We start from the raw sequence: 24,171 nt of genomic DNA on the forward strand, positions 1-24,171 counted from the left end.
ACACCAGGGTTATCTAACGGTGTGAGCAAGCCACCTTAGTACCGTTCGTATAGTAAAATAGCGGCCATGTAAGCGATTATGTAAGCTTTTTAGATCCACATAGAAAACGCCTGACCAGAAATAGTGGTCAACTTAAGCCTTTACTGAATAGCCAGTGGTAGTATGTTCATTTGTTTTTCATCAAGATCTAAATATAAAAGGTTTAAAGATATAGTTTTATTTTCAACATGTTCTTTAAACTTAGCCATTAAGGTTGCATCTAGCTCGTCATAAAGTTCCATAGAATAAACAATTAATTTCAACCATTCAGATGAGCCTTGAAGAAACGGGCCTATGGCCATTCTATCGAGTTGAATATCTCGCCCCTCTTCGACTGTTTTTAAGCCAAATAACAAAATAAAGTCATCGCCGTTCTCACCAATGGCAACCATATCGTTGTTATATTCACCGCCAAACCTGCCGGGGAGGATAGTTAAACCTTGCCTTGATGCAATGCTTTCAAAGAGGCCTGAACGTTTAACAGCATCAGTTGAAAATTCATTCATTGGTAAAGATAGCGCTTCAGATGGTTGCTCATCTGCTTGAACTGCTTGCTTGTCTTTTAAATTATCATAAATTGTCATTAAAATTTCCTAGGGAAGCTTTTCCATGGGTTTTGAATTCAGTGTAATGTCTAAGTTATATTCACCTTGTGGCTTGGGTGTAAAAGGGGCAAACTCACCATCGAATGTTTGATATATGTCTAGCTCAGCCAACACATCAACTTCGCCCCGCGTATAGTCAGCTAATGGGTTAACTTCTATTAAATGAGCGGGATAAAGCGGCATATCAACATCTAGTTCGTAGCCCGCCAATCTAGCCAACTTACCGTAGTAAAACGCAGCAGCCGACATAAAGTGCTCTGAGCCAATGATACCATCTGCGCCGTTGCGGTTTTGCGCTACTTTTAAGCTGCACAGCGTTTGCAGTGCACTTTCCATTTCTGTTTTATTACCCTTAGCTAGAGCCAAATAAAAGGCATTGTCGGTTTGAAAGCGCTTCATGGTTTTACCTGGTGGATTTGCCAAAATATATTCAGCACGCTCACCTAGTAAGTCGAACTTTTGCTGCGCGGCTAACAGGTCTTGAAACGCTTGGAATTCAGTGGTGCCAACTCTATTTCGATTAATCCACTTTTGATGGGTGTTATACACTGGCAACACATGTTGCCTATACCAATGTAATAGCTCAGCATTATCACTGAGCAATACCTCAAAGAGTGGAAACAGCCAGTTGCCATCTCCGGGTCGACACTGGAAACGCAAAATATCCGACTTTGCCGAAAAATACGCATATTGGCGCATGGTATCTAGATCTTGTTCTATAAAACACGCATAAAGAGCCAGTTTTCTGTAGCTGTTATTCAGGCTTGAAGCACAGTTTTTTCTATTACCCTCATTGTTTCTCAGGTAATTTAACGGCCTTTGTAAATCAACACCGACTTTTAAGCGTTGTAACTGTTCTTGCCCAGTTTGTTGGCAAATTTTCATATTTTTACCTTTTTAAAAAAAGGGGCATTGCCCCCTTTTGTTAATCATCAGCGCTTTTAATGGGTACAAACCACAGCTGTTTGGTATTGGGGTTAATCGCCGTAACCGCTTTGGTTAAATGGCAATTTAATCACCAAACTCAGATAGCTGAGTAAACATTTGGTCTTCAGTGAGTAAAGACTGGCCAAATAACAATTTTCTGAGTTTAATTTGAATGGCTCTTTGCTCACCTTGGTCGCTGTTAAACTCGGTCTCATAAGCCTTAATATGCACTACAACGTTGTCTAGCTCTGTCACGTCTACCCAAGGCACATCGAACAAGGCTGATTTTTCTAAATTAACTGCATCAATAAATTAATGTTTAAATAGAGGCTCATTCTTTGATTAAATAAATCGTTTTGTAAAAACTCAGGGGCACTTGGCCCCTGAGTTTTGTATTACAGCATATACGGGTTGTTTGAACTACTGCCCTCTTCTTTACTAGGCAAATGCTCTAACTGAGTGAGTTTGGCAAGAATGCCATCAAGCTTGCTTGATATTGCAGGGTCCAGCGCTTGATGTTTATCAAGGTGCTGAACAAAGCTTGGCAGTGTCACTTGTAGCAACTCAGTGAGTGCCGTTAATGACTGACCTTCGCTGCTTTGCTGTTGCGACTGTGCAGTATCAAACTGAGTATACAGCCCCTCTAGCCTTTCAACCAGTTGGCTCAACACCGCACTGTGTTGTTGCTCACTTTGCTGGGCTTGTTGCTCTACCTGTTGGTTGAGCTGTTTACTGTTTGCCTGTAAAGCCGCTTCAGCTTGGGACAGCCTGTGCTTGAGTGCATCAAATTGCGTGTTCAATTCAATATCAAACTCCGCTGAAGCACTGTCCGCATTGTGCGCTTTAAGGTCTTGTATGCCCTGAGTAAGCGAGGTAACCCCTTGTGTTAAGGCTTTATTGAGCTGCGATGATGACTGAGCCTGACTGTTCACTAAGGCGTCTTGCAATGCTTGTAAGTCCGACGCCTTGGGTTTACCTTCGGTATTGGCAAGCAGCGCTTGGAAAACGTCAGTATAGTTATGACTCAGCTGGGTTTTATTCAGCTTATTAGCAATTACATTAAACGCCTGTGCAATATCCACCAGCTTGTTGGCCGTAAGCTCACCACTTTGCTGACTTTGTGCAACTTGGTTTTGCAAGGTCTGATTAATACCGTTCAGTCCTTCATTGATTGCCTCAGCACTCTGTTGGTTTTGCTGTGCGCCAATTAACTGCGCTAGTGCCTCTGAATAATCAAAGCTTAACGTATCTTTGTTCAAGTTACCCGCAATCGCTGTCATAGCGTTATTTAATCTGGCTAACTCTTCGACAGCTAAGAGCGCCGGACTGCCTGCATCATTCGCTCTGTTGAGTCGTTCATAGTCGCCGCAAATTTGCGCCCAACGGGATTGCTCTTCAGCCGTTAACGTACCGCGGATGGTACCCAGTTTAAGTAAGTTTTCTTCACTGCCTTTACTGAGGGTTTGCGCTTCGCCACGGTAGTGATCACGAATAAGATTTTCGAGTTCGTCATCGTTCATGGCTGCAACGACTTTTTCGGCCATCTTATTCATGTTTCGATAACTGCCCTGCAGTTTAAATGGTGGCTCTACGCGGTAGTCATTATCTTGAGCGGCTGAGGCAATGTACTGGGCATTCACTTTTAATACGGTGTCGCGAATGGTCAGTAGTTTTTGTAGCACCGAGACAATTTCGTTGGCTTGTGCTTGTGAGTAACCGTACTCTAACTCGTTCAACGAGATATCTTCACCTTCGGCAATACGTACCAGCTTATATAAGTCTTCCATATTGCGGTTCGCCAATGGCGCTAGCACAGCATTCGAGGTCAATGCGTTTTCTACAAAACTCATGGCAAATTCTTGCTCACACCCACTGAGTGTGTCACCTAAGTTGTAGATATCGGCACGGTTTGCCAACATGTCTGGGATCTTAAAGCTTTCACCTGACTCGGTATAAGGGTTACCGGCCATCACAACCGCAAATTTCTTGCCGCGCAAATCATAGGTTTTACTGCGACCATTCCATACGCCATCAATACGACGAGAGCCATCACACAATGAAATAAACTTTTGTAAGAACTCAGGATTAGTATGCTGAATATCATCGAGATACAGCATGACATTGTTACCCATTTCAAAACTTTGGTTTATCTTTTCTATTTCTTTGGCTGCGGTGGCATTAATGGCCTGCGATGGGTCGAGCGATACTTGATCATGTCCTATAGACGGACAGTTCACTTTGACAAAAGTTAAGCCTAAACGGTTTGCCACATATTCAATTAAAGTGGTTTTACCATAACCCGGTGGAGAGATGAGCAGCAGCATACCCATTAAGTCGGTACGCTTATTACCACCTGAGGCACCAATTTGCTTGGCGAGGTTATCACCGATGATCGGAAAGTAGACCTTATTAATAAGCTGGTTTCGGACAAATGAACTCAGTGGTTTTGGCTTAAATTCATCAAGTTGTAAACGCTCTTTTTGGGTCGCTAAAATATCACTCTTAAGAGATTGGAATGCAGAGAAACCAGTTACATGCTGCTCAATATAGGCATTAGTACGGGCAAAGAATGCCGCATAATCAAGTTGTAAAGTTTGATCTTGAATCGTACGATGCTGCCCCATTAAACCGGTTACTTGCTCAGATACATTGGCATCGTGGGCATAAAACCCAGCCAGTTTGTCATTGCTCAGCAACACCACAGTCGCCGCTTCAAGGGCGATGTTGATGTTAAGTGCGCTGATTTGGTCATTACTTTGCGTTTGGCTGTTTTGCGAATAAGCCACTAACCAACTGAATAATAATTTGGCTTTGTCACTCACATGGCTTGCCGCTTTTAGGGCATTTTGTAACTCACCCCAAAAGCCTTTGCTTTTCGCACTGCTTTGGAACTGCTCAGCTAAGTTTTTAACTTTACCTGACACAATAAACTTTGCTTCAGTGTGCTTTTTAGCTAATTCATCTAATAGATATTGCGCACTCAACTGCAGCGAAAAATCATTAAATACCGCACAAATATCTGCAATTTGTTCTGAATACGCTTTAATGTCCTCAGCTAATTGCTGAATTTGAGCATTATAAAAAGCGGTATCGTTAAACATGGTCTGCATTAAATACGCTTGCTTAGATGACTGCTGCAATGCTGTAAACGCTTGTTTTGACAGTTGCACTGCATAAAGCTGCGCAACAATCCGTGAACCAACCGGATAAATCAGTAAATCTAAAGCCCGCTTTTGCACTAATAGATTCGTTAAAATCGCGCACGCATCATGATCATGAATGCCCTTTTCGTATCCCTCTTGATACCTTGGCTCGGCAAATTTTTGTACCAAAGACAGCAATTCATCTTTTTGAACCGCCTCATTCAATACATCAAAGTTTAAGCCTTGCTCACCTTTATTGGCGCATGCCAAAATCTGAGCCGCCAAGTATTCACCACGATAAACATCGGCATTTTCAGAAACAAGATTTTGCTCCCAATAGGCTTTGCCCGTTTCAAGCTGCGAACGAGTTGCTGGATCTGGAATTGGCTCAAAATACTCAGTACCCGTAAGGTGCAGCATTAAGGTATCGTCACGAGGCAAAAGTGTTAAATCAAGTGCTTGTTTATTAACGCTAAAACCGTGCTTGCCTATGTTTACAAGGTTGCCGCCTTGCACATAAATGTCTTGTTTATCACGAAGGGCACGAATGCCCTGATCTTTGCATGACTTCAGCTTAGATAAAATATCATCCGCTTTAATTTCATCGCCAATCTCTTGCAGCTCTTGGGTTAACCCGCGTAGCTTGCTGATCATCGGATCTGACGCAAAGTAACTGTTGATCTGTTCAAGCTCAGTAAAGCTTTGCGAACGTCGAGTCACGCCTTGTAAAATACGTTCAGCGGCATTAGCAATGTTTAATGCTCTACGCTGACGCTCTTCCATCAACTGTTGCTTATGCGCTTCAAAGCTTTCGTATACATCATCGCGCTTAGCCATGATTTCAGCTAAGTATTCGTCGTACTCGCTAAAGTGAGATTCTAGCTCTTCTAACTGAATTAATAACCGCGACAGTTGTTCATCACACTGCTCTGGGGTTTTGGCATTGTTTAAGCTGCTGGTAATACTCTGACTAAAGAGCTTAAAGCGTGCCGAAAACTCCGCTTTGGCTTCAACAGAGCCTAAGCTTTTGCGGCGAATTTCAATGCTTGCCTTGGCCCGGTTAACCAGACCATACACACCGCTGACATCTTCAAGGATTTGCGTGCGAACACGACTGTCTTCGATCTCTAAGTCGAGCATGGTGTGGTTAAGTAAGTCGAGCTCTTCGCTTAGCGTATCTAGCTGAGCTAAAAAGCCATTTAACTCAGTCACGGCCTCGCTTTTTTCAGAGGCAGCAGTAAGCTCATCAAGCTTGTTATGGTAAGGTGCAAGCGCCTTGTCTTGTTGTAAAAACTGCGCCGTTGCTTGACTGAGCTGTGCGGTTTTTTCATCAACGGTTTTAAGCTCCGCTTTTAAACCATCAAGGTCAATGTATTTCACCTCTTCAAGGCTAATGATTTTGCCTTTTAATAGCTTTAAAGCGTCTAACCCAGCTACAAATTCGCTGGTTAACTTAAAACTATCGGGGCGAATATCGCGCAGGGTGTCGACCACTGTTTGCTTAATATCAGCAAGAGACTTTAACGCTGTTTCTTGAATTTGTTTTACTTTTTCAAATTCATCAAGCACTTGCTCTGAGGTTTCAAAAATCTCATGTATCAGCGCAATGAGCGCCTCGAAATCAGCTAACCAATGATATCTATCAAGCACACTCCGTGCTTGTGCGATTAAGGCTTCATAGTGGTTGATATTTGGGTTTTGTTCACTGATGGCTTTGCAAACTGAGTATAAGTCTGAAATACCACGAACTAAGTCTGGGTTACCTATTTTGCCTAGTATGCTGGTTGGTGCTGGCGCATTTGCGGCAAATTCGACAGAGCAAAATGGGCTTTGCCAAATTTGAATGGGATGAACACGCTCAGCTTCTTCTTTATCGGCTTTGAAAGTCAGTGTTAAACCATCGTCATAGACGCCATAACCATGGCAGTAGATTGGGTTTTGTAGATTCTTTTCTATTAGGTTATAGGCAAAGAGTGCGTAACGACCTTCATTTGGCTCGTAAAACACATACAGTACGTCTTCACCGTTGGGTGATTTAACCTGACGATGAAACTCTAGTTTCTCGATTTGATCATCAAAGTAGCGCGTTTGACCCGACTGCAGGTAGTACCCACCTGGGAAAATAATACCGTGGTCATCTGGCAACTGAATACAGGCATCGCCAATAGCATCTTGACGAGTAACCGCCTCAGTACGGCAATTGAAAATAAAGAAGCGCCAATCTTTTTCACGGTACGGCTGCACTTTAAGTAAGATCAATTCACCCACTTGAGCGTATTCAAGCTCACAGTCGGCCAATGATTGATTTTTATCTTCAACAGGCTCTGAATAGATCCCCTCACCACTATCGGTGTTATTTTCAACTTTAATGGTTAAGTCGCCACCTGTGGTTTCGACAAAAATTTTGTCGAGCACATTAATATGACCAAAGCGTCCTTCAACATGATCGGCGCGGTCGGTTTTTACCCACTCAAAGTCGTAGTCTTGCTTATCTTGTAAGTCTCGCTCACCGCGATTGTCGATATACTCAAGGGTGTTATCAGCTGCGATTTCCCAACGAAATACGCGGACATCAGTCAGCTTTTCACCAATTTGGAAGCAAGCAAATACTTTGCCCGCTTGTTGGAATAAATGCTGTAAACGGGTTTCTTTGTAGTAAGTGTATAGCTCTTCAAAGTCTCTTAAAAATCGTGGATTTGTCAGGAACTTGGTTTCGCTTGGATAAGGCTCTACTTCATAGTGATCGTCCTGCTCAACCAGTTTTTGAACAGTGAAAACATCACTCACATGAATGTTTTTCTTTAGTCCCAAGAATACGTTGTAAGCAAAAATAAGTTTATCGCCAATTAAGACAATGTCTCTTGGAATACAGTTGTGCTCTGTACGTACACGAGCACGGCCTTTTACTTTCAGCTCAGTACTACCAAAGGTATCAACGCGTTGTTGGTTTAAATCATCGGCGAGAGAACGTAATTGTGTACCTGAGTTACTCAATCTACGTTTAATTAAGTCATAGGAGCCCTGTTCGAGCGCAGCTTCATTTGCTGGATCTGCCATAATCTCTTTGTCCTAATAATCTTTAAAGAAGTTGCCCTCAAAAAAAGGGCAAAGTACGTGTAACAAGTGAAGTGTTGTCGTAGCTGAGTATGTGTCGCAATAAACGACGACCTACAATTAAAACCCTATTCGTCTGTAGGTTGGTGTTTAGCCCAACCTACATCGTTTGCACAAATAGTATTTTGTTCAGGGTAAACCACTCGCTACTAAGCTGCGCTAGTCTTGCTTTTCAACTTCTTTGGCATTGCCGTTTAACAATGAGCCGCCTAACATACCTAATAACTGCTGCTTTTCAGTCTCTGATGAGTTACTAAGCTGCTGCATAAGTTTGCTCATGCTAAGGTTTTTCATCGTTTCTGACGACGCGTTTGCACCCGCTAACACCCCTTTTAGGTCATCCATGATGTTTCTGTCACCGTTTAAGTGATCTTTAAACAAAGTTTGAACTGTTTGGCTTTCATCGACTAACCCATCGATTGATTTACCCACCGTAATGGCTTTCATGAACTGGTTGAAGAACTGGCCGTCACCACCCATGATGTTGATATCTGCATTACCCAATGTCTTAGATAAGATCTCAGCTTGGTTCGCTGCAATGTCTTTTTCAATGTCTAGTTTCGCAAGCGTTAGCTCTTTTTGCTGATTCAGCTGTAATGTGAAGCTCTCGTAATCACGGGCGTCTTGGTCCATGGCATTAAGCGCTTGTAGTTTCTCTTCTAGACCTTTCGCTTCTGCTGACATTCTGCGTTCAAGGTTGATTGCTTCTGCTTCACCTTGCTTCTCAACAGCTTCTGCCATGGCAGTTTGTACTTGTGCATCTGCAAGACCAATTTCACGCTTACCTTCAGCTTCTGCTTCAAGCTTCTGACGCATCACGACAGCTTCTGATTCACCAATGTTACGTTTACCTTCTGCCTCGGCAGCTAACTTTTGTTGTAACACTCTTGCGTCTGTTTCACCTTGAATTGCACTTGCTTCTGCTTTAGCTTTAATAACATCAGCTTCTGCAAGACCAGATGCGGCAATCTCTACTTTTTCAGCTTCGGCTAAAATCTTCTTAGATTCTGCTTTTTGGTTTGCAATGCGAAGCTCAGCTTCTGCCATTTTCTCTTGCTCACGCGCTTTAAATTCAGCCGCTTGCTCTTTGGCTTTAGCAGACTCGATATCTTTCACTAATGCTTCTTCAGCTTCTGCACGAGCTCTAATAACAATCGCTTCTTTTTCACGCTCAGCTGCAGCAAGTACTTGTACATCTTTGATACGCTCTTGCTCTTCAGCTACGGTTTTCTCTACCGCGACGCGATCACGACGTACATCAGCAATTTCTTTTTGCTCAACTTCAAGCGCTTTTTCTTTATTAATACGCAAGATAGAAGTTTCTTTTTCACGTTCAATCGTCTCTATCTCACGTGCTCTGGCTACTTTTTCTTCTTCAATCGCAAGCACACGCAAACGGTTTTGCTCAGCAATATCGATTTCACGTTGTTTATTTTGCTCTGCGATTTCTAACTGCTCGTCAGTTTTCAGTTTTGCTTCTTCGGCTTTTAAGCGCTCTTCTTGTTTAACACGCTCAGCTTCTGAGGTTTCACGCGCACGCACGGTTTCGATTTCACGTTGCTGTTTAGCCTGCGCATCTTCTTTTTGACGTTCAATTTCTAGTGATTTCTCAAGTGCTTCTTGGTTTTGGATCTCGATTTGCGCTTTTTCATCACACTTTAATTGATTGGTTTTAACATTCTGCTCAGCGGTTTTTTCGGTGATACGGCGAATACCTTCTGCATCAAGAATGTTATTAGGATCTAGTTTATTGATTGAGGTTTGCTCAAGATAATCAATGGCAACGTCTTCAAGGGTATAACCCGATAAATCTTGACCAATGACTTCTTTGATTGAATCACGGAACTCATTACGGTGAGTAAATAGCTCTTCAAAATTCATTTGTTTGCCCACTGTTTTTAAGGCTTCTGAGAATTTAGCTTCGAATAGTTCTTGTAACGTTTCTGGCTGAGAAGCGCGTTCACAACCTACTTGCTTTGCAACGCGAAGAATATCGTCTTTGTTTTCGTTGACACGAATATAGAAGGTAATAGCAATGTCTGCACGAATATTGTCTTTACAGATCAGGCCGCTATTTTCACGGCGCTCTAGCACCATGCGCTTGGTTGAAATATCCATCACTTCCATTTTGTGAATAACCGGGTAAACAATGCCGCCTGTAGTAGTGACATCTGGCTCATTTTTCATTTTATTGATAATAAGCGCATGGCCCTGATCGACCTTACGGTAGAACTTACCAACAATCATAATAACGGCAAAAATAACCGCGATTGCAACGCCGACAACTGTTAAGATCGGTCCTAAATTATTAAGAAATTCCATGTTTTCTTCCTAAGTTGTGTTTTCTTGACTGGTATAAATCCAGTCTATTTTCCCAAGTGTTTAATTTTGTGTTTTAAAAGTGTGTTACCAAGGCTTTTCAACCACGGTGTAAGTGTTAGCGACATCGTTGTGTTCAATTAACACCGCAATATCACCCAGTGAGAAGGCTTTATCTTCATCACATCTAATTTCTATTAATTGCTCTGTGCCATTGATTTGAACTTTGCCCTGACCAAAGCTTGTTGTGACTTTGCCTGTAGCTATGACACATTCCAGACCAATAAAATCGCTCTTAGACGCAGCCTCTTTACTTTGAAAGAACTTACGCAATGGCTTTACTAATATGGCTGTGATAAGGAGTGAGATAAAAAAGCAGCCCAACATCATCGCAATACCCAGCACATAAAACATCACACCCTCACCTAATAAATAGGCAAAGAACTTGTGCGCATAGAAGCTACAGAACCAGCTAATCACAATCGCTAAACTTAGCGACACGGTCAGTGGTACGCCGCCGAATCCTAATGAGCCTGTATCTGACTCACCTACATCAACATCGACATCACCTTCAAGCATGTCGATATCGGCAAACCCCAATAAGGCAATTGACCAAAAGCCAATCACTATCAGTAACAAGGTACTGAAAATGGCCGTGGGGAAAGTGAGTGCAATGTTTAAAAATTCCATAAGCTCCCTATGTATTTATTAATTTTCAGAGGTTAGGTTTGTTTATTTTGCTCTGTAAATTGGATCAACAAGTCGGCCACTTGTTGCTTGATTAAGCGCTTTTTACGCGCTTCATCCGGTTCAACAATGCCGAACTGCGCTCCGAGTTGATTTAGCTCTTCATCGCTTAAGTTAAAGCTCAAACGTTGTCGGGTCTTTTTTGATTTGACTTCAAGGCCAAGAATTCGACGGATCATGTCTGAGGGAGTCACCTCGTCGTCGATCGCCTGCTTCTTGATATGTTTTTGCACCTCTGAACTAAGGTCAAAGGCAAGCTGTGTTGCCCTGACCGCACGCTCCTGCTTTTGCCAAGTATCCTTCTTGATGTTCATGGTATTTAACTATTTTTTTTCGCTTTAATGCGGGCAAGAATGTCGGCACTGCTATCATTGGCTTCACCAATACCGGCGGCTTTCATTTTCTGTTCTAATGATTGCGCTTCATCGGCTAGCTCTCTTTCAGCAGCCAATCTGTCTTGACGATCAGCTTGGCGCTGTTTGATTCGTTCAAGAGACTCTTTTGCCGAAGCCATTGAAGAATCACCCGCAGTCAGTGTATCGCTCACAGCTAATGTTGCTTGCTGTACACTCTCTGTGGTCTTAACAATACTCAGTTGGCGCTGATTTTCTTGTAGTTGCTTTTCCGCATCTTTGATCTGTTGCTTCAATGACGCAATATGCTGTTGGTACTGGCTTAGAGTGGGCGATTGCGCAGCCTTTTCTTCTTCAAACTCAGCAATTTTACCAGCAATTTCTAGTGCTAATGGCTCTTCGCCTTTATCAAGTGCTTGAGAGGCAAACTCTTCATGTTGTGCAATCTTATCTTCTAAAGTTTTGATATGGCGCGTTAGCTGCATTTCTTTAGCCATAACTTCGGTTAAGTTACGCTTGGCAGCGGTAATGGCTTCTTTGCCTTCATGGATCTCTTGTTCAAAAATTCGAATGGCATTGGCATCAACGATGCTTTCACCTGCTTCACGAGCGCCACCCTTAACTGCTGTAAATAGTTTTCTTAACATACTCATAATTAACTCTCCTTTTACTCGACAAAGTATTCGCTAACAGCTTCTAATGCATCAATGGCATTACCTGATAAAGTCACAATTTCATGACTTAGCTGCTCAAAAGTGGAATTGGTAGACAAAGCACCAAAAATGGCGACTTTATTATCTATTTTCGCAAATGCACTGAGTGGCATAGGCACATTTAAACGCAGCAAGGTGTCGTTTAATTCTGCGCGTAGTTCAGCTTTAACTTCTTGCTCTTCAAACAAGTAGCAAATACACAAAACTTGCTCATCGGTTTGAGTAACAAAAATAGGTAATTCATCGTTGCCATCAACAATGACTTGCAGCACATCTTGACCAGTACGATTGATAAAAAATGATTCGAAAGAAGCACCATCGGCTTCTTGCTTAGAAAGTTGTAGGGCGAGTTCATTGAGATCCATGTTCGCGATTCCTTAAATTTCTTTATCCTAAGAAAATAGCAGCAAGGTTTTTATCAATTGCTGCATCCTTGCTTCTCAAATTCGCACAACATGACATATTATGTCAATGCTTTTTTTATGAACAATTGAAGTTTAATTTTTACGCCTTAATGTTAGGTTAAGAATTTTTACTCTAGATCTAACCTAATTATTAGAAACCTATAGTAACCACTTACTTTCGATTGGAATGAACTTACTTGAACTATTAATCAATGAATTTGCTGTAAGTTGTTCAACCCCAATCGCCCATGTTTCAATGCCGTGTTTAGCTGCCACTTTTTGCATCAATAAATCAAAATCACCGTCGCCCGATAGCAAACAGATCACGTCTACATCTGGTGCATGTTCTAGCACATCTATAGTGATCCCCACATCCCAATCACCTTTGGCCGAGCCGTCTTTACGCTGAATAAAAGGTTTAAGCTTTACATTAAACCCTATGTGTTTGAGGGCTTTTTGAAACTTGTGCTGTGAGTCGTCGTTTGGGGCTATGGCGTAGGCGTTTGCAAGAGTAATGTCGCCTTGCTCAGATAAAAACTGCCAAACTTTTCGGTAATTGAGTTGACGTGAAAATGCGTCTCGAGTGGTGTAGTAAATGTTTTGCACATCGACAAAAACAGCTATTTTTTTCATTTGGTGCTCAGAGCAATTTAAAACCCCATGCTAACCAAAAAATTAAGTAGTTAAAACCAAAAGAGGCTCAGTTACCTAAGCCTCAAAGCTATCATGTATTAGTCACACATATTAAAGCGATTTGTGAAAACACAATCTCTGCCATTCCAACATGAAATAGCACCTGTTCTACAGTCTGCTCTATTTGTTGGTAAACAATCTGGATTATCTGAATCTAAATAACCACCAGCCACATTTGGGGTAGCGGCGTTAGCGAGTACTTTTTCAGACGTTAAGTTTTTTAATTTCTTTTTGTTCAGTTTCATAATAAATATCCTTTTAGTGCCGTTATTGGCAAAAAAAGTGTAATAAAAAAGCACGAATTAAGTAAACACTTAAATAAGAACAAGTAATTATAAAGCGAGGTAAGTTCAAGTAATTTAGTGCTATTGAGTATTTAGAATTAATAACTCAATCACACTATGCAGTTAATTAGCTTTCAGCAAAGCTCAGGTTAATTTAGAGAAAATATCTTCAGAAAGGTTTATACTGCGCCGGTTTTAGTTATCAATTTAGTGTCATTATGAAAGAGCAACATTCACCTTACTGCGCCATCGGCCTATTTAACCCTAAATCTCCGACGAATGTTGGCGGTATTATGCGTGCAGCTGGCTGTTATGAGGCCAATGAGGTGTTTTTTAGTGGTAAACGTTATGCCATTGCCGCAAAACATCAAACCGATACTAAAAATGTCAGTGAGAAAATACCGCTTACTCAAGTCAATGATTTAACTCAAGCCGTTAGCCAAGACATTCCTATCGTGTGTGTTGAACTCGTGGAAGGCGCAACGCCACTGCCTTTATTTCAGCACCCAGACCAAGCACTGTATATATTCGGCCCAGAAGATGGCAGTTTGCCACAAGAGTTTGTCGATAAAGCCTGTGCGGTCGTTTATATGCCAACCACTGGCTGTATGAACCTAGCCGCTACGGTTAATGTGCTTTTATATGACCGCGCAGCAAAACAAACTCAGCAGTTTAATAAACAGCAAATACTCGATTCACGAGATAATAATAATCGCTTGAAATTTAAGCCTTAACTTTAAGGTTCAACTAAGCCAATTGAGCTCTCTCTTGCAAGAAGCGTGATGAAGAGTTTTTAAGGTGTGACTTCTTGCAAAAAAGTGGCTTCATTGTGGTTCAGCTTAGATTTGAATGGTTAGTCATCTTGCATCCATTCAGGCATATCGTAGGTATAATCGATATTAAATTGGCCATCAGGATATAAAGTAAATGTGAAGCCCCAAATTTTATCGCCTGTGGTTTCAATTAAGTTATCTTTTAAGAAACTAGCTGCATTTTGAAGATCTGCTTCAGCTTCAAAAGAAATATCATCAATCGTTGGAATATACACTTCATTGTTAAAATACCTGTTTGCTTGACGACCTATAAAACCATCATCTAACTCAATAATTAGTTCAAGCTTGTCAAATACTTCATCTTCTGAAAAGTGTATATAGAGTATATTCGCGACCTTGTTATATGCTTCTTCTGTATTCATAAAATAGCCCAAACCGCTACCAGCTTACTCACTAAATCTATCTTTTTTAGTAGCTTACCTTAACCTAATATCAATACAAAACTAGTTAACTCAACATAAAAGACTTTATTCATATTACTGATTTAAAATTGATAGCAACTTGAAAAAACTTTTACACATAAATTCATATATGGTGCACCTACATGGATAAAATCTGTTATTTAGGTACTTAAAGCACAATAACACCCTTGGCTTTGTGAAATCACTGTTGCACCTAGGTTTTGACCTTGCATTCTTTTAATAAATGGCTCCACTAAACCATTGCCTTGTGTACAAAACATACCGGATGCATAGGGCCCTAAATAGCTTAACTTCCCTTCTTCATCAACGACTGCAACCGCGGGCACTGACGGGATAAAGCGTTTCAATTTTGAGTTCGTTACTAGATTAACTTTGATGTTCCGAAAAGTCTGACGCTCTGCCAATTTTTCTACTGAAGCAATATGGCCCTGCGCTACTGTGTGGCAAAAACAGCTATCAGTTCGAAAATGAAACACCGTGTTGACTAGATTAGCCTCAATAGTTTGTAACTGAGTCAAAAACAACTTATCGAACCGTGTTTGTAAAGCCGCTTGATGAAGCTGATTGTTTGGGTCGAACGATTTTAATTTACTGCTCGAGGCATAAAGGACTGCCAATAATAAACTGGCAGCCCAGAATAAAAATATAATTGTCGCTCGGTCAAACTTCAAATCTCTGCATTTCCTCATTTAGGCTTTTAATTTGCAACTGCATTCGTTGAAACTTTTCACCTACCTCAGCTGAGGCCGTTTGTAAGTGTTTAGAATTGCTCGCTAGAGAATGTGTCGACTCAGAAATGCTATCTGAGACACTGGTTTGTTCATTGGCTGCGCTTGATACTAAAGACATGTTATCCACGATACTTTGGATACTTTGCACCACACCACTCATCATTCCTGATGCTTCATTAGCTTGTGTCACCGTGCATTGAGCTTGCTCTAAACATTTCGCCATTTGCTCAACTGAAAGAGAAGCCTCAGAGGTTAGCGAAGCTGTTATCTCGCTGATCTGCTCTGCATTTTCACGCGTTTTCATCGCTAACTTTCTTACTTCGTCTGCCACCACGGCAAAGCCACGGCCATGCTCACCCGCTCTAGCTGACTCAATTGCTGCATTTAATGCCAATAGATTAGTTTGGTCCGAAATAGATTTAATGGCATTCATCACCTCTTCTATTTGATTACACTTACTGGCTAATTCGCTAATGGTATTTGAAGTGCTGGCGATTTCTTGTGTCAGCTCATCAATATTTTGACCTGAGCTGTCAATAATGGCGCGAGTTTTATCTGTACTGGTAAAGGCATCATTGGCGTTTTCATTGGCACTACTCACTTGCTCAACTACGTTTCCGCTAGCAACTGTCATCTCTTCAGTGGCCGTCGCAATATGGCTTATTTGACTACTGTTATCATCACTTGCTGCTTGCACTTCGGCTGTAAGCTTCGATACTTCTTCTGACATACCACTTATGTAGTCTGAAACTTGCTTTGCTTGGGTTATTAGCCCTGAAAATGAACCAATTAATTTATTAAAATCTGCAAGTTGTTCTGATTCACAGGCTTTGTAGCTGGCTAAATCAAATTTGCCATTATCAGCCAAAATTGATTTCACATTTTTAGATAGTTCATGAGCCGCAATAGCTTCTTCATGAGAGTGTTTAGCAACAAACATTAATACGCCCGCTTCAACTAAAGCGAAAACAGCGTGAATAATTAATATATAGAAAAATAAATGCCCTTCTTCGAAAATGAAGACGCCTGCACCTTGCACTTGCATGAAAAAGAACGCTATGTGGTGAACCGCAACAAATGCCACACTGGCTAAAATCACTTTCCAGTCTCTATAAAAACTCAAGAATGCCAGTACGACGAATATTTCGAAGTGAAGCTCAGTTAAGCCCATGGTTTGTTGAATATGTAATGCCGCAAACACTTGCACAGCAACACCAACACTATAACGGGTAACAGTAGCGTGCGGCGCCGTCTTTATTAAAAAGAAAGGTAACGCCAGTGCAAAAAGGCCTATCACAATAGCTTCTAACCATGTTTGAGTAAAAGCTGCAATAAACAAAGACAAAGCAAACTGCGCAACAAGTACACCCGAAAACACCCCATTCGCTTTATTGATCCAAGGGTAGTCCATTGTGCTCTCCAAAAAGTGGCTAATCACAATAAGTATAAGCTACGTTTTTGAAAGTGCTTAAGATCGTCTCGAATAGAAATTTAATAAAGATAAGTGCCGGTTATCATGTGTTGATAATCGGCACTACATAGATGTGAGTCAAAAATAAAAGTTGAGGGATAGCACTTGGTACTGATTAGTGCTTTTATAACTATTCAACCTCCTTACTTTATCTACTTTTTTAAGCGAAAACGGCGACGGTTTGTCGGCTCAATGCTAATAATTCCCCATCAGGGTGCCAAATTTTAGCCTCTTCAATGGCATATCCATCAGCGCTGTTATGTGTCACCGCTTCGAACCCAAACCACTGGCTTTGTTCTAATTGTACGGGTTTTAAAAATTCGATGTACCAGCTCATAGTACTTGCAGGCGCTGGACGAGGATACATTTGCAACATAGTGGGCGGCCATGCATCGCTCAATGCCAGTAATTGCAGCTCATTTTGAGAACCTTCATGCTCAGCAAAACGCATCCAACCACCTAAGTGAGATGTCATAGCACCCGTAAATGGCATACCACCTTGTTGTAAGCAAATTTCAACATGCTGGAAAAATTCTGGCGTCATATTTGGAATATAAGGAATGCGTTGCTCAGACTTAGGCGCGACTAGTTGGTGGGTTTCATCATTGCTAACCAGTAATTCAGACTTACGAGATTCACCAAAACAAAATTGCGCCAGTACACAAGTGTTTCCGTCTTGTTCAATACGCGCCAATACTTGAGAGGCGCTTTTACCTTCACGTAAAACTTCAACTTTAATATCGAACGGCTGCTCAGCAATCAGCGGGCCGATAAAGTTTGTACTAATAGATAAGACACGACGGGTTGGTTTTACAACTTGTTTTACTGCTTGAAAAAGGAGCGCCCCAGATACGCCACCAAATGCAGTACGGCCTTGGCACCAAGAGCTAGGAAGGACAATCTCTGACAGCCCTTGTTCTAATTGCGAGAGGACAGTTTGTAAGTTCATAGTAAAAACCTAAGGTGGAAATCAGATAAAGTGTATGTGTTTTTTATATCACAGATAAACTGGTACGACCACATTCAAGTTTGATATTTCCTTATGCTTTTTTCTCAATCTCAGGCTCTTATAGTACACACTAAAAATACTACTCAACCATATATAAAATTGCATTTTGCACAATTAAATACAGTGTTTTTATTAGACTAATTCTAAAAAGTTGAAGTTAAAAATGAAGTTATGGAATGAAGAATAACTTTGCCATAAAGGTCCACTTTATTTTAATGTGTTTTTTATAAGAACATATGAAAGTTAAGCGAACCCCTTTAGCAACTCAAAAAGTATTTAACCCCTCGTTATCCCACCATCACTATTTAAAAAATCACAACAAACACAAGCGATGTGAGACTCAAAAAAATAAACTCTTAACCGGTAATTGCAAATGCAACAATTCTTCAAAGACAAACTTGACAGCGATGTCATTCAGCGTCTAATGTTAAAAATAGGTTAAATAACCCCATTTTAGAAACATGCGATTCAAAGGAACTCAAATGAAAAACCATTCTCTCAAACTGCTTGCTTTGCAAGTTGGTTTAATTGCTTCGGCCAATGCGCTAACCATTGTTGACGACCCTAATAACCCAAACGGTTATTTACTATCGCGAGCAGAAATTAATGCTGCCCGCGATGGAAAAGCCTCAGATCCTATGTATCAGATTTGGGCCAAGGCACTAGAAACACGCGACAACAGTATTGTTGAAGCGATCACGCCTAACAATGTCAACAACCCTGAAAACGTAAAACGAGTCGAGCGTGTTTTTGGTCAGCAAGAATGGGATTTTTTAACCGGTATGGCTGCCCCTGAATATACTTATACGCGTTTCTTGCGTGCTATAGGTAAATTCCCTGCATTTTGTGGTGAGTATAAAGACGGCCGTGATTCTGATGCCATTTGTAAGAAGTCTATCATCACAGCATTTGCGCACTTTGCGCAAGAAACTGGCGGACATATTGCCAAAGACAATATTTCTGACAACCCACAGCAGCTAGAAGAGTGGCAACAGGCACTTGTGCATGTACGAGAAATGGGGTGGTCTGAAGGTCAACCTGGTTACACTACAGGGTGTGGGCAAAATGACTGGCAAAACCGTCGATGGCCATGCGCTGATGGGCAAGGTTATTTTGGGCGCGGTGCTAAACAACTTTCTTATCACTTCAATTACGGTGCTTTCTCTGAAGTCATGTTCAACGGTGATGCGACTGTTCTACTAGACAACCCAGGTTTAGTTGCTGATTCTTGGCTCAACTTAGCTTCAGCTATTTGGTTTTTCTTAACACCTCAAGCGCCAAAGCCAGCTATGTTGCATGTTATCGACCGAACTTGGACACCTTCTCAAAAAGAACTGGCAGCTGGTATTGGTTATGGATTTGGCACCACTATAAATGTGATCAATGGGGGCATTGAGTGTGGCGAGCAAAACCGTACTAAAGGTCAGCCAGTAAACCGTATTCGTTACTGGGAAGGTTTATCGAACTATTACAACATCCCAATTGAAGCTGACGAAGAAAATACCTGTTGGCAGCAAACGCCTTTTGGTAGCTTAAACCTAAACGGCTCTGCCGATGTACTTTACACAAACTGGGAAGCTGACTGGACTTATCACTCAGACCGCCCAGGAGGTCAGTCATTCGAGTGTAAATTAGTAGGTTACCAAACTGCTTATTCCGCACTTGTACCAGGCGACTATGAAAAGTGTGTCACGAATTTTTATCAATCACATGTTAATTGGCCAAATGTAACTGTGGTTGAAAAGCTTGACCCACCTAAAGATAAACCTCCAGTTGGTGGCATTGCGGCATGGGATAACACTAAGGTGTATTTAAAAGGCGATAAAGTAAGCTTCAATAATGCAATTTACGCTGCGAAATGGTGGACACAGGGCAATGAGCCAAAAGCTGATGGCGGTCCTTGGGCGCTGGTCAAATAAGCCATCCTCGCCCATATTAATCCTTAAGTTTACGGACTGGTACGCTATTAAACTACCAAAAGGTGATTGATATTTATGTTATCAATCACCTTTTTTATTGTCTTCTTTCCACCACATCTTTAAAAAACGAAGGCGTATTAAACACGCAATGTAAAATTCAAGTTAAAATAACTTTAACAATTATTTTACACCCCAACTGATATGCGCTACTTTTATGCTCGGTTCCCAAAACCATAAACAAGTAATTGTAAGGATATAATAATGAAAGTACGCCACTTCTTGCCGCTGTTAAGTGCGGTTTCACTGTCTGTAGCAGCTCAAGCGCCTCTGACAGAAGCACAAATGATGAAATACACATCACAAGCACAAAAAACCACAATAGGTAAAGCTGCACAGCTTAACCTACCGCTTAACAGTCAATTCGCAACTGCAAATGCCGTGAACCAAACGGTCATTACGCAAACGGTCTCACACCCAAATGCCAGTTACATCAAGCTGCACTTTAAGAATATCAACTTACAGAATGGCGGCAAACTTGTCGTGCGCTCTGAGGATGGTAGCGAGCGTTATGAGTACACAGAGTTCAACATGAGCACCGCAACACAAGCGCTGGGTGATGATGGCATTTCATCGTTTTATGCTATGTCAGTCTCAGCAGACAAGGTGATTGTTGAATACACGCCAGGTCAAATTAATAATACCTTCGCTGCGCAAAGCCAAATCTCACTGGCAGATGCTGAAATCGATAGTTACTTCCATGGTACAGAGAATGACTTTGCACAGTCTATTGAAACCGATGTTGGCATTGCCTCTACTTGTGGTGCGATGGAACGCCGAGACGTGCAATGCTGGGCTAATTCAAACCCAACAGAGTTTGAACGCTCTCGACCAGTTGCCCGATTACTTATGAACGGCAGTGGCTTATGTACTGGGTGGCGAGTTGGCAGTGATAATCGCATGTTCACCAATAACCATTGTGTGGAATCTGCATCTGAACTGGCAAATACAGAAGTCTGGTTTAATTACCAACACACTAGCTGTGATGGGAATACGCTAGAAAGTGTTGTAAAAGTCACTGGTAAAGATCTATTAAAAACCGACTACACTCTCGACTATACGTTATTTACCATTAATGATTTCGCAAAAGCGGCACCATTTGGTTATTTTGGTCTAGATGTACGTGATGCAACACAAGGTGAGCGCATTTACATTCCTCAGCATGGCTCTGGTAACCCAAAGGAGCTGTCGATTGAATCTGACAGAGATGCTAACGGTCTTTGCTCTGTAAATAATGCAAACGCCAATGGCCGTGGCACAGGTACTGACTTAGGCTACTACTGCGATACGATTGGCGGCTCATCTGGCTCTCCAGTACTTGCAGCAGCAACAAACAATGTTATCGCACTTCACCATTTAGGTGGATGTACTAACAAGGGCGCAAAGATCAGCTTAATTTGGCCTCAGGTTTCGAGTCATTTCAATGGTCAAGTACCTTCTGGTGATAATGGCACGATTGATCCGCAACCTATCGCAGACTTCGATATTAACTGTAATCTACTGAGCTGTAGTTTTGATGGCAGCCGCTCTACTTCCCCAAATGGTTCAATTACGCAATACGAGTGGCAATACGGTGATGGCTCTGCCAACGGTTTTGGTTCTAGTGTAAGCCATACTTACGCTTCAGCGGGTCAATTCTCTGCAACGCTCACGATCACTGATGAAACTGGCGCAACAGCAAGCAAAACTTACACACTAGCTGTCGACGATGGTACAGACCCTAAGCTACTCAAAGATGGAGAAGCTAAGACTGGCTTAAGTGGCACTAGAAACAACGAACAATTCTTCTACTTTGATGTGCCTGCAGGTATGTCAGGTGCCACCATAGTGATAACTGGCGGTTCAGGTGACGCTGACTTATATGTTCGTAAGGGCAGCGAACCAACTCGAACAACTTATGATTGCCGACCTTATCGCTGGGGTAATGAAGAGACTTGTACAGTGAGCTCTGGTGCAGGTAGATACCATGTTATGCTCAGAGGCTATAGCGCTTATAGTGGCGTAAGCTTAACGGCCACTGCTAACTAATTTTATTATTAACAACTGCTAACAAAGGCGACCATGAGGATGCATGATCGCCTTTTTTACACTTCAAGTTTTAATAGTAAGTCAGTATTGTGATGATAAATATCGAGATGGTCATCACCGGCCAGAACCAAATATTGGCCAATTGTTTATAAATACGACCGTCACCCGTTTCTTCTTTGGCTTTATAATATTGATGTGCTATCAACATAAACAATGAAGATACTAAATAAAGCAAGAAGTAAAAGATTTCAAAATAGACGACCTCATCAATTTGTAAATGCTCTCTAATACTGTAATGGGCAAGTAAAATAGTGAATACAACTGCGGTTATATTGTTACGCAAGTCACCATAAGGTGTGTACTTCATACTCACAACACACGCATATAACAGACACACCATGACCATCACTGGCAAAAGGGTCGTCACAAATGGTCCGATAAATTCACGCTCAATATTAATGTTATAGTTAAGCTCAGGCGCGACATTTTGGTTAAAGAATGTATCAAGACCAAAGTTCGTGTTGTAGCTCTCAAACCGGTACTTGAAATAGCTACTCTTTAATAACCATTCATCAAGCACAATATCGGGAGATACAGCCGGATTGTCCATCTTTGACAGCTTTTCATACGACTCAAGATCTGGCACTAAAATGACATTGCCACCCATATCTGCTTCATTAAAACTCAGCTCTATGCTCTTATGATCAAACGGGTATTTGCTGTAATCAAACTGCTGCCTTGTTTTTATCGAAAAACGCCAGCCAACTAACAAACCACCATCTTTTAAATCTTGTCGGTAAGCCTCTTCAACTTTGCTGCTAACGGTGTGATTAAAAGCCAACTTAGGCTCAATAAAGGTTTTCTGAGAAGCGGTTAGCTTTTGCCAAGCATGACCTGTCAAATGCACGTTGTTGGCATTTACAAATTCAAGAGACTCAACATACAAACCCGTTGCAACATATTCAGGCTGCGCAACATGCATTGTTTCCATCCTGTCACTATAACTTGATGAAAACGCCTCTCTTTGCGCTTGTGTTGTGATCACAACATTGTCAATTTGCTCAAGAGTTTTAAAGCTTCTTGCAAATTCAAGCACCAACGAAGTACTCAAAATCAGCGTTACTGATAAAAGTACATTGTTTTGAGTCCAAGTCAGCTTTCTTACTTTCGTCATCAATAAAATAAGAAAGATAAATGAAGCTGCGCCCCAAGCAATAATATGAATATTATTTTGGCGACGTTCGTCCCTGTCCATGTAAAACATGTCAGAAGACATCCGAGTTATCAATGTCCAATTTGTGTGAGGCACTTTTGTACAAGCAGCATAATGCTCGCTGTTATCAAGTGTTTCACCATTAAAAAAAAGGTAATCTAAATCGCTTTCAAAGCACCCTGATATTTTAGAGAGATAAGCAAACTCAGTCTCTGACACTAAGTCTTTTAAGTTTTCCATTTCTCTGACATGGCTGAATACAGGGTGAGAGATTAGGTTTTGTTGCTTAGAAAATAAAATACCATAACCACCTAAACCCAAATCAAGCTCTTTGAGTGAAGCCGTTAAATGATCCAACGATATATCAGAGGGAACCACTCCCACTGGCATTTTCCCTTCTCGTTTGGCATTTTTATATTGATAAAAAGGCACTGAATAAGTCGTCATCAACACATTGTTTTGCGGCTCATAATAAGGTTCAGTCCAGATAGGCCCCTCTTTTAACGGCCTGTGATACCAGCTAAATTCTTTATAAGGCTTGTCATAATCAACCAAGTTATATTTACGTTCGACCCCCGTTAACCTTTCATAATAAGGGCTAAAATAGCGGATATTTGGCTGGTATTGATAAGGATGAAAGGTCACATTTAAAGAATAAATATCTTCATTGACGGCAAACTCGTCTTCTAACAGCTTTAACACAAATGTTTTATCTGGCGTTGCCGTCACTTCACGGGCAAACCTATCAACACTTGTCATGATTTTTTCTAGTTCACTACCCACTTCTGCTGCGGCATTTAAAGTCTGGGTTTTGACTTGCTCACGAACGGCTTCACTAAAAGACCGTGTCTGCTGGATTTGATAAAAGCTATTTAAGATTAAACCACAAACAGAAATAATTAAAAATAAAGTCAAAAGTGGTTTCGTTAATTGGTTATCCCAGGGATCTTTTACACGCACGCTGTTTTTCCAACCTGTGTTCAAATTTTCAAAAATATTAATTCACTAAACTTCAGGCGATATTGCCCTATCAAAACAAGTTTAATATGGAATTAAGGTAGAAATATGAAGCCGAAACAATACATATTGTTAACATTTTAACTAAAACAGAGAAATAATTTGAGTTTTGCGCAGACTTTTATATGAA

19 protein-coding genes are annotated in these 24,171 nt (G+C 41.2%); 3 read left to right on the top strand and 16 right to left on the bottom strand.

The annotated features are described in order from the left end of the window. Nucleotides 1-140: 140 nt before the first annotated feature. From ACGHEH_RS06245 to ACGHEH_RS06295, 11 genes are all read right to left on the bottom strand, one after another. Nucleotides 141-623, bottom strand: coding sequence for a hypothetical protein (locus ACGHEH_RS06245; RefSeq protein ID WP_390442969.1), 483 nt, complete (start codon nt 621-623; stop codon nt 141-143). A gap of 9 nt (nt 624-632) precedes the next feature. Then, complete coding sequence (locus ACGHEH_RS06250) at nt 633-1,529, bottom strand: hypothetical protein (RefSeq protein WP_390442970.1); 897 nt, start codon at nt 1,527-1,529, stop codon at nt 633-635. A 126-nt stretch (nt 1,530-1,655) separates the two neighbouring features. After that, a complete protein-coding gene (locus ACGHEH_RS06255) occupies nt 1,656-1,850 on the bottom strand; it encodes a hypothetical protein (RefSeq protein WP_390442973.1) in 195 nt (64 codons plus the stop codon). Between the two features lie 116 nt (nt 1,851-1,966). Beyond that, nucleotides 1,967-7,771, bottom strand: a complete 5,805-nt coding sequence (locus ACGHEH_RS06260) for a DNA repair ATPase (RefSeq protein WP_390442975.1) — start codon at nt 7,769-7,771, stop codon at nt 1,967-1,969. A gap of 216 nt (nt 7,772-7,987) precedes the next feature. Further along, complete coding sequence (locus ACGHEH_RS06265; RefSeq protein ID WP_058031984.1) at nt 7,988-10,150, bottom strand: flotillin family protein; 2,163 nt, start codon at nt 10,148-10,150, stop codon at nt 7,988-7,990. An 84-nt stretch (nt 10,151-10,234) separates the two neighbouring features. Further along, entirely contained in the window at nt 10,235-10,837 is a 603-nt protein-coding gene (locus tag ACGHEH_RS06270; RefSeq protein WP_390442978.1) for a DUF1449 domain-containing protein, read from the bottom strand. Nucleotides 10,838-10,869: 32 nt separating this feature from the next. Beyond that, nucleotides 10,870-11,208 carry a hypothetical protein gene (locus tag ACGHEH_RS06275; RefSeq protein WP_390442981.1) on the bottom strand — a complete coding sequence of 113 codons (339 nt, stop codon included), beginning with the start codon at nt 11,206-11,208 and terminating at the stop codon, nt 10,870-10,872. Between the two features lie 5 nt (nt 11,209-11,213). Continuing rightward, a complete protein-coding gene (locus ACGHEH_RS06280) occupies nt 11,214-11,900 on the bottom strand; it encodes a PspA/IM30 family protein (RefSeq protein WP_390442984.1) in 687 nt (228 codons plus the stop codon). Nucleotides 11,901-11,914: 14 nt separating this feature from the next. Beyond that, complete coding sequence (locus tag ACGHEH_RS06285) at nt 11,915-12,325, bottom strand: YjfI family protein (protein ID WP_130255955.1); 411 nt, start codon at nt 12,323-12,325, stop codon at nt 11,915-11,917. Nucleotides 12,326-12,523: 198 nt separating this feature from the next. Then, nucleotides 12,524-12,997 carry an NYN domain-containing protein gene (locus ACGHEH_RS06290; protein ID WP_058031979.1) on the bottom strand — a complete coding sequence of 158 codons (474 nt, stop codon included), beginning with the start codon at nt 12,995-12,997 and terminating at the stop codon, nt 12,524-12,526. Nucleotides 12,998-13,095: 98 nt separating this feature from the next. Then, nucleotides 13,096-13,302 (bottom strand): hypothetical protein, encoded by a 207-nt coding sequence (locus ACGHEH_RS06295; protein WP_130255957.1) that lies wholly within the window; start codon nt 13,300-13,302, stop codon nt 13,096-13,098. Nucleotides 13,303-13,559: 257 nt separating this feature from the next. Here ACGHEH_RS06295 and ACGHEH_RS06300 point away from each other — a divergent pair, with 257 nt between their 5' ends. After that, entirely contained in the window at nt 13,560-14,075 is a 516-nt protein-coding gene (locus ACGHEH_RS06300) for an RNA methyltransferase (protein WP_390442988.1), read from the top strand. A gap of 119 nt (nt 14,076-14,194) precedes the next feature. Here the strand turns inward: ACGHEH_RS06300 and ACGHEH_RS06305 are convergent, their stop codons facing one another. The 4 genes from ACGHEH_RS06305 to ACGHEH_RS06320 all read right to left on the bottom strand — a co-directional run bounded on the left by ACGHEH_RS06305 (nt 14,195) and on the right by ACGHEH_RS06320 (nt 17,747). After that, on the bottom strand, nt 14,195-14,536 hold the full coding sequence (locus ACGHEH_RS06305; protein WP_390442991.1) for a hypothetical protein: 342 nt from the start codon (nt 14,534-14,536) through the stop codon (nt 14,195-14,197). Between the two features lie 200 nt (nt 14,537-14,736). Then, complete coding sequence (locus tag ACGHEH_RS06310; RefSeq protein WP_390442993.1) at nt 14,737-15,267, bottom strand: DUF6436 domain-containing protein; 531 nt, start codon at nt 15,265-15,267, stop codon at nt 14,737-14,739. Beyond that, nucleotides 15,257-16,738, bottom strand: a complete 1,482-nt coding sequence (locus ACGHEH_RS06315; protein WP_390442996.1) for a methyl-accepting chemotaxis protein — start codon at nt 16,736-16,738, stop codon at nt 15,257-15,259. The genes ACGHEH_RS06310 and ACGHEH_RS06315 overlap by 11 nt, the downstream gene beginning before the upstream one ends. A 220-nt stretch (nt 16,739-16,958) precedes the next feature. Then, nucleotides 16,959-17,747 carry a thioesterase family protein gene (locus ACGHEH_RS06320; RefSeq protein WP_390442998.1) on the bottom strand — a complete coding sequence of 263 codons (789 nt, stop codon included), beginning with the start codon at nt 17,745-17,747 and terminating at the stop codon, nt 16,959-16,961. Nucleotides 17,748-18,289: 542 nt separating this feature from the next. Between ACGHEH_RS06320 and ACGHEH_RS06325 the strand changes: the two genes are divergently transcribed. Next, nucleotides 18,290-19,726: a chitinase gene (locus ACGHEH_RS06325; RefSeq protein WP_390443001.1), complete on the top strand. Its 1,437-nt coding sequence runs from the start codon at nt 18,290-18,292 to the stop codon at nt 19,724-19,726. A gap of 261 nt (nt 19,727-19,987) precedes the next feature. Further along, entirely contained in the window at nt 19,988-21,811 is a 1,824-nt protein-coding gene (locus ACGHEH_RS06330; protein ID WP_390443004.1) for a PKD domain-containing protein, read from the top strand. Between the two features lie 70 nt (nt 21,812-21,881). Here the strand turns inward: ACGHEH_RS06330 and ACGHEH_RS06335 are convergent, their stop codons facing one another. Then, nucleotides 21,882-23,984 carry a cache domain-containing protein gene (locus ACGHEH_RS06335; RefSeq protein WP_390443006.1) on the bottom strand — a complete coding sequence of 701 codons (2,103 nt, stop codon included), beginning with the start codon at nt 23,982-23,984 and terminating at the stop codon, nt 21,882-21,884. Nucleotides 23,985-24,171: the final 187 nt, after the last annotated feature.

The organism is Pseudoalteromonas sp. MTN2-4 (assembly GCF_042848605.1).
Lineage (GTDB): Bacteria > Pseudomonadota > Gammaproteobacteria > Enterobacterales > Alteromonadaceae > Pseudoalteromonas.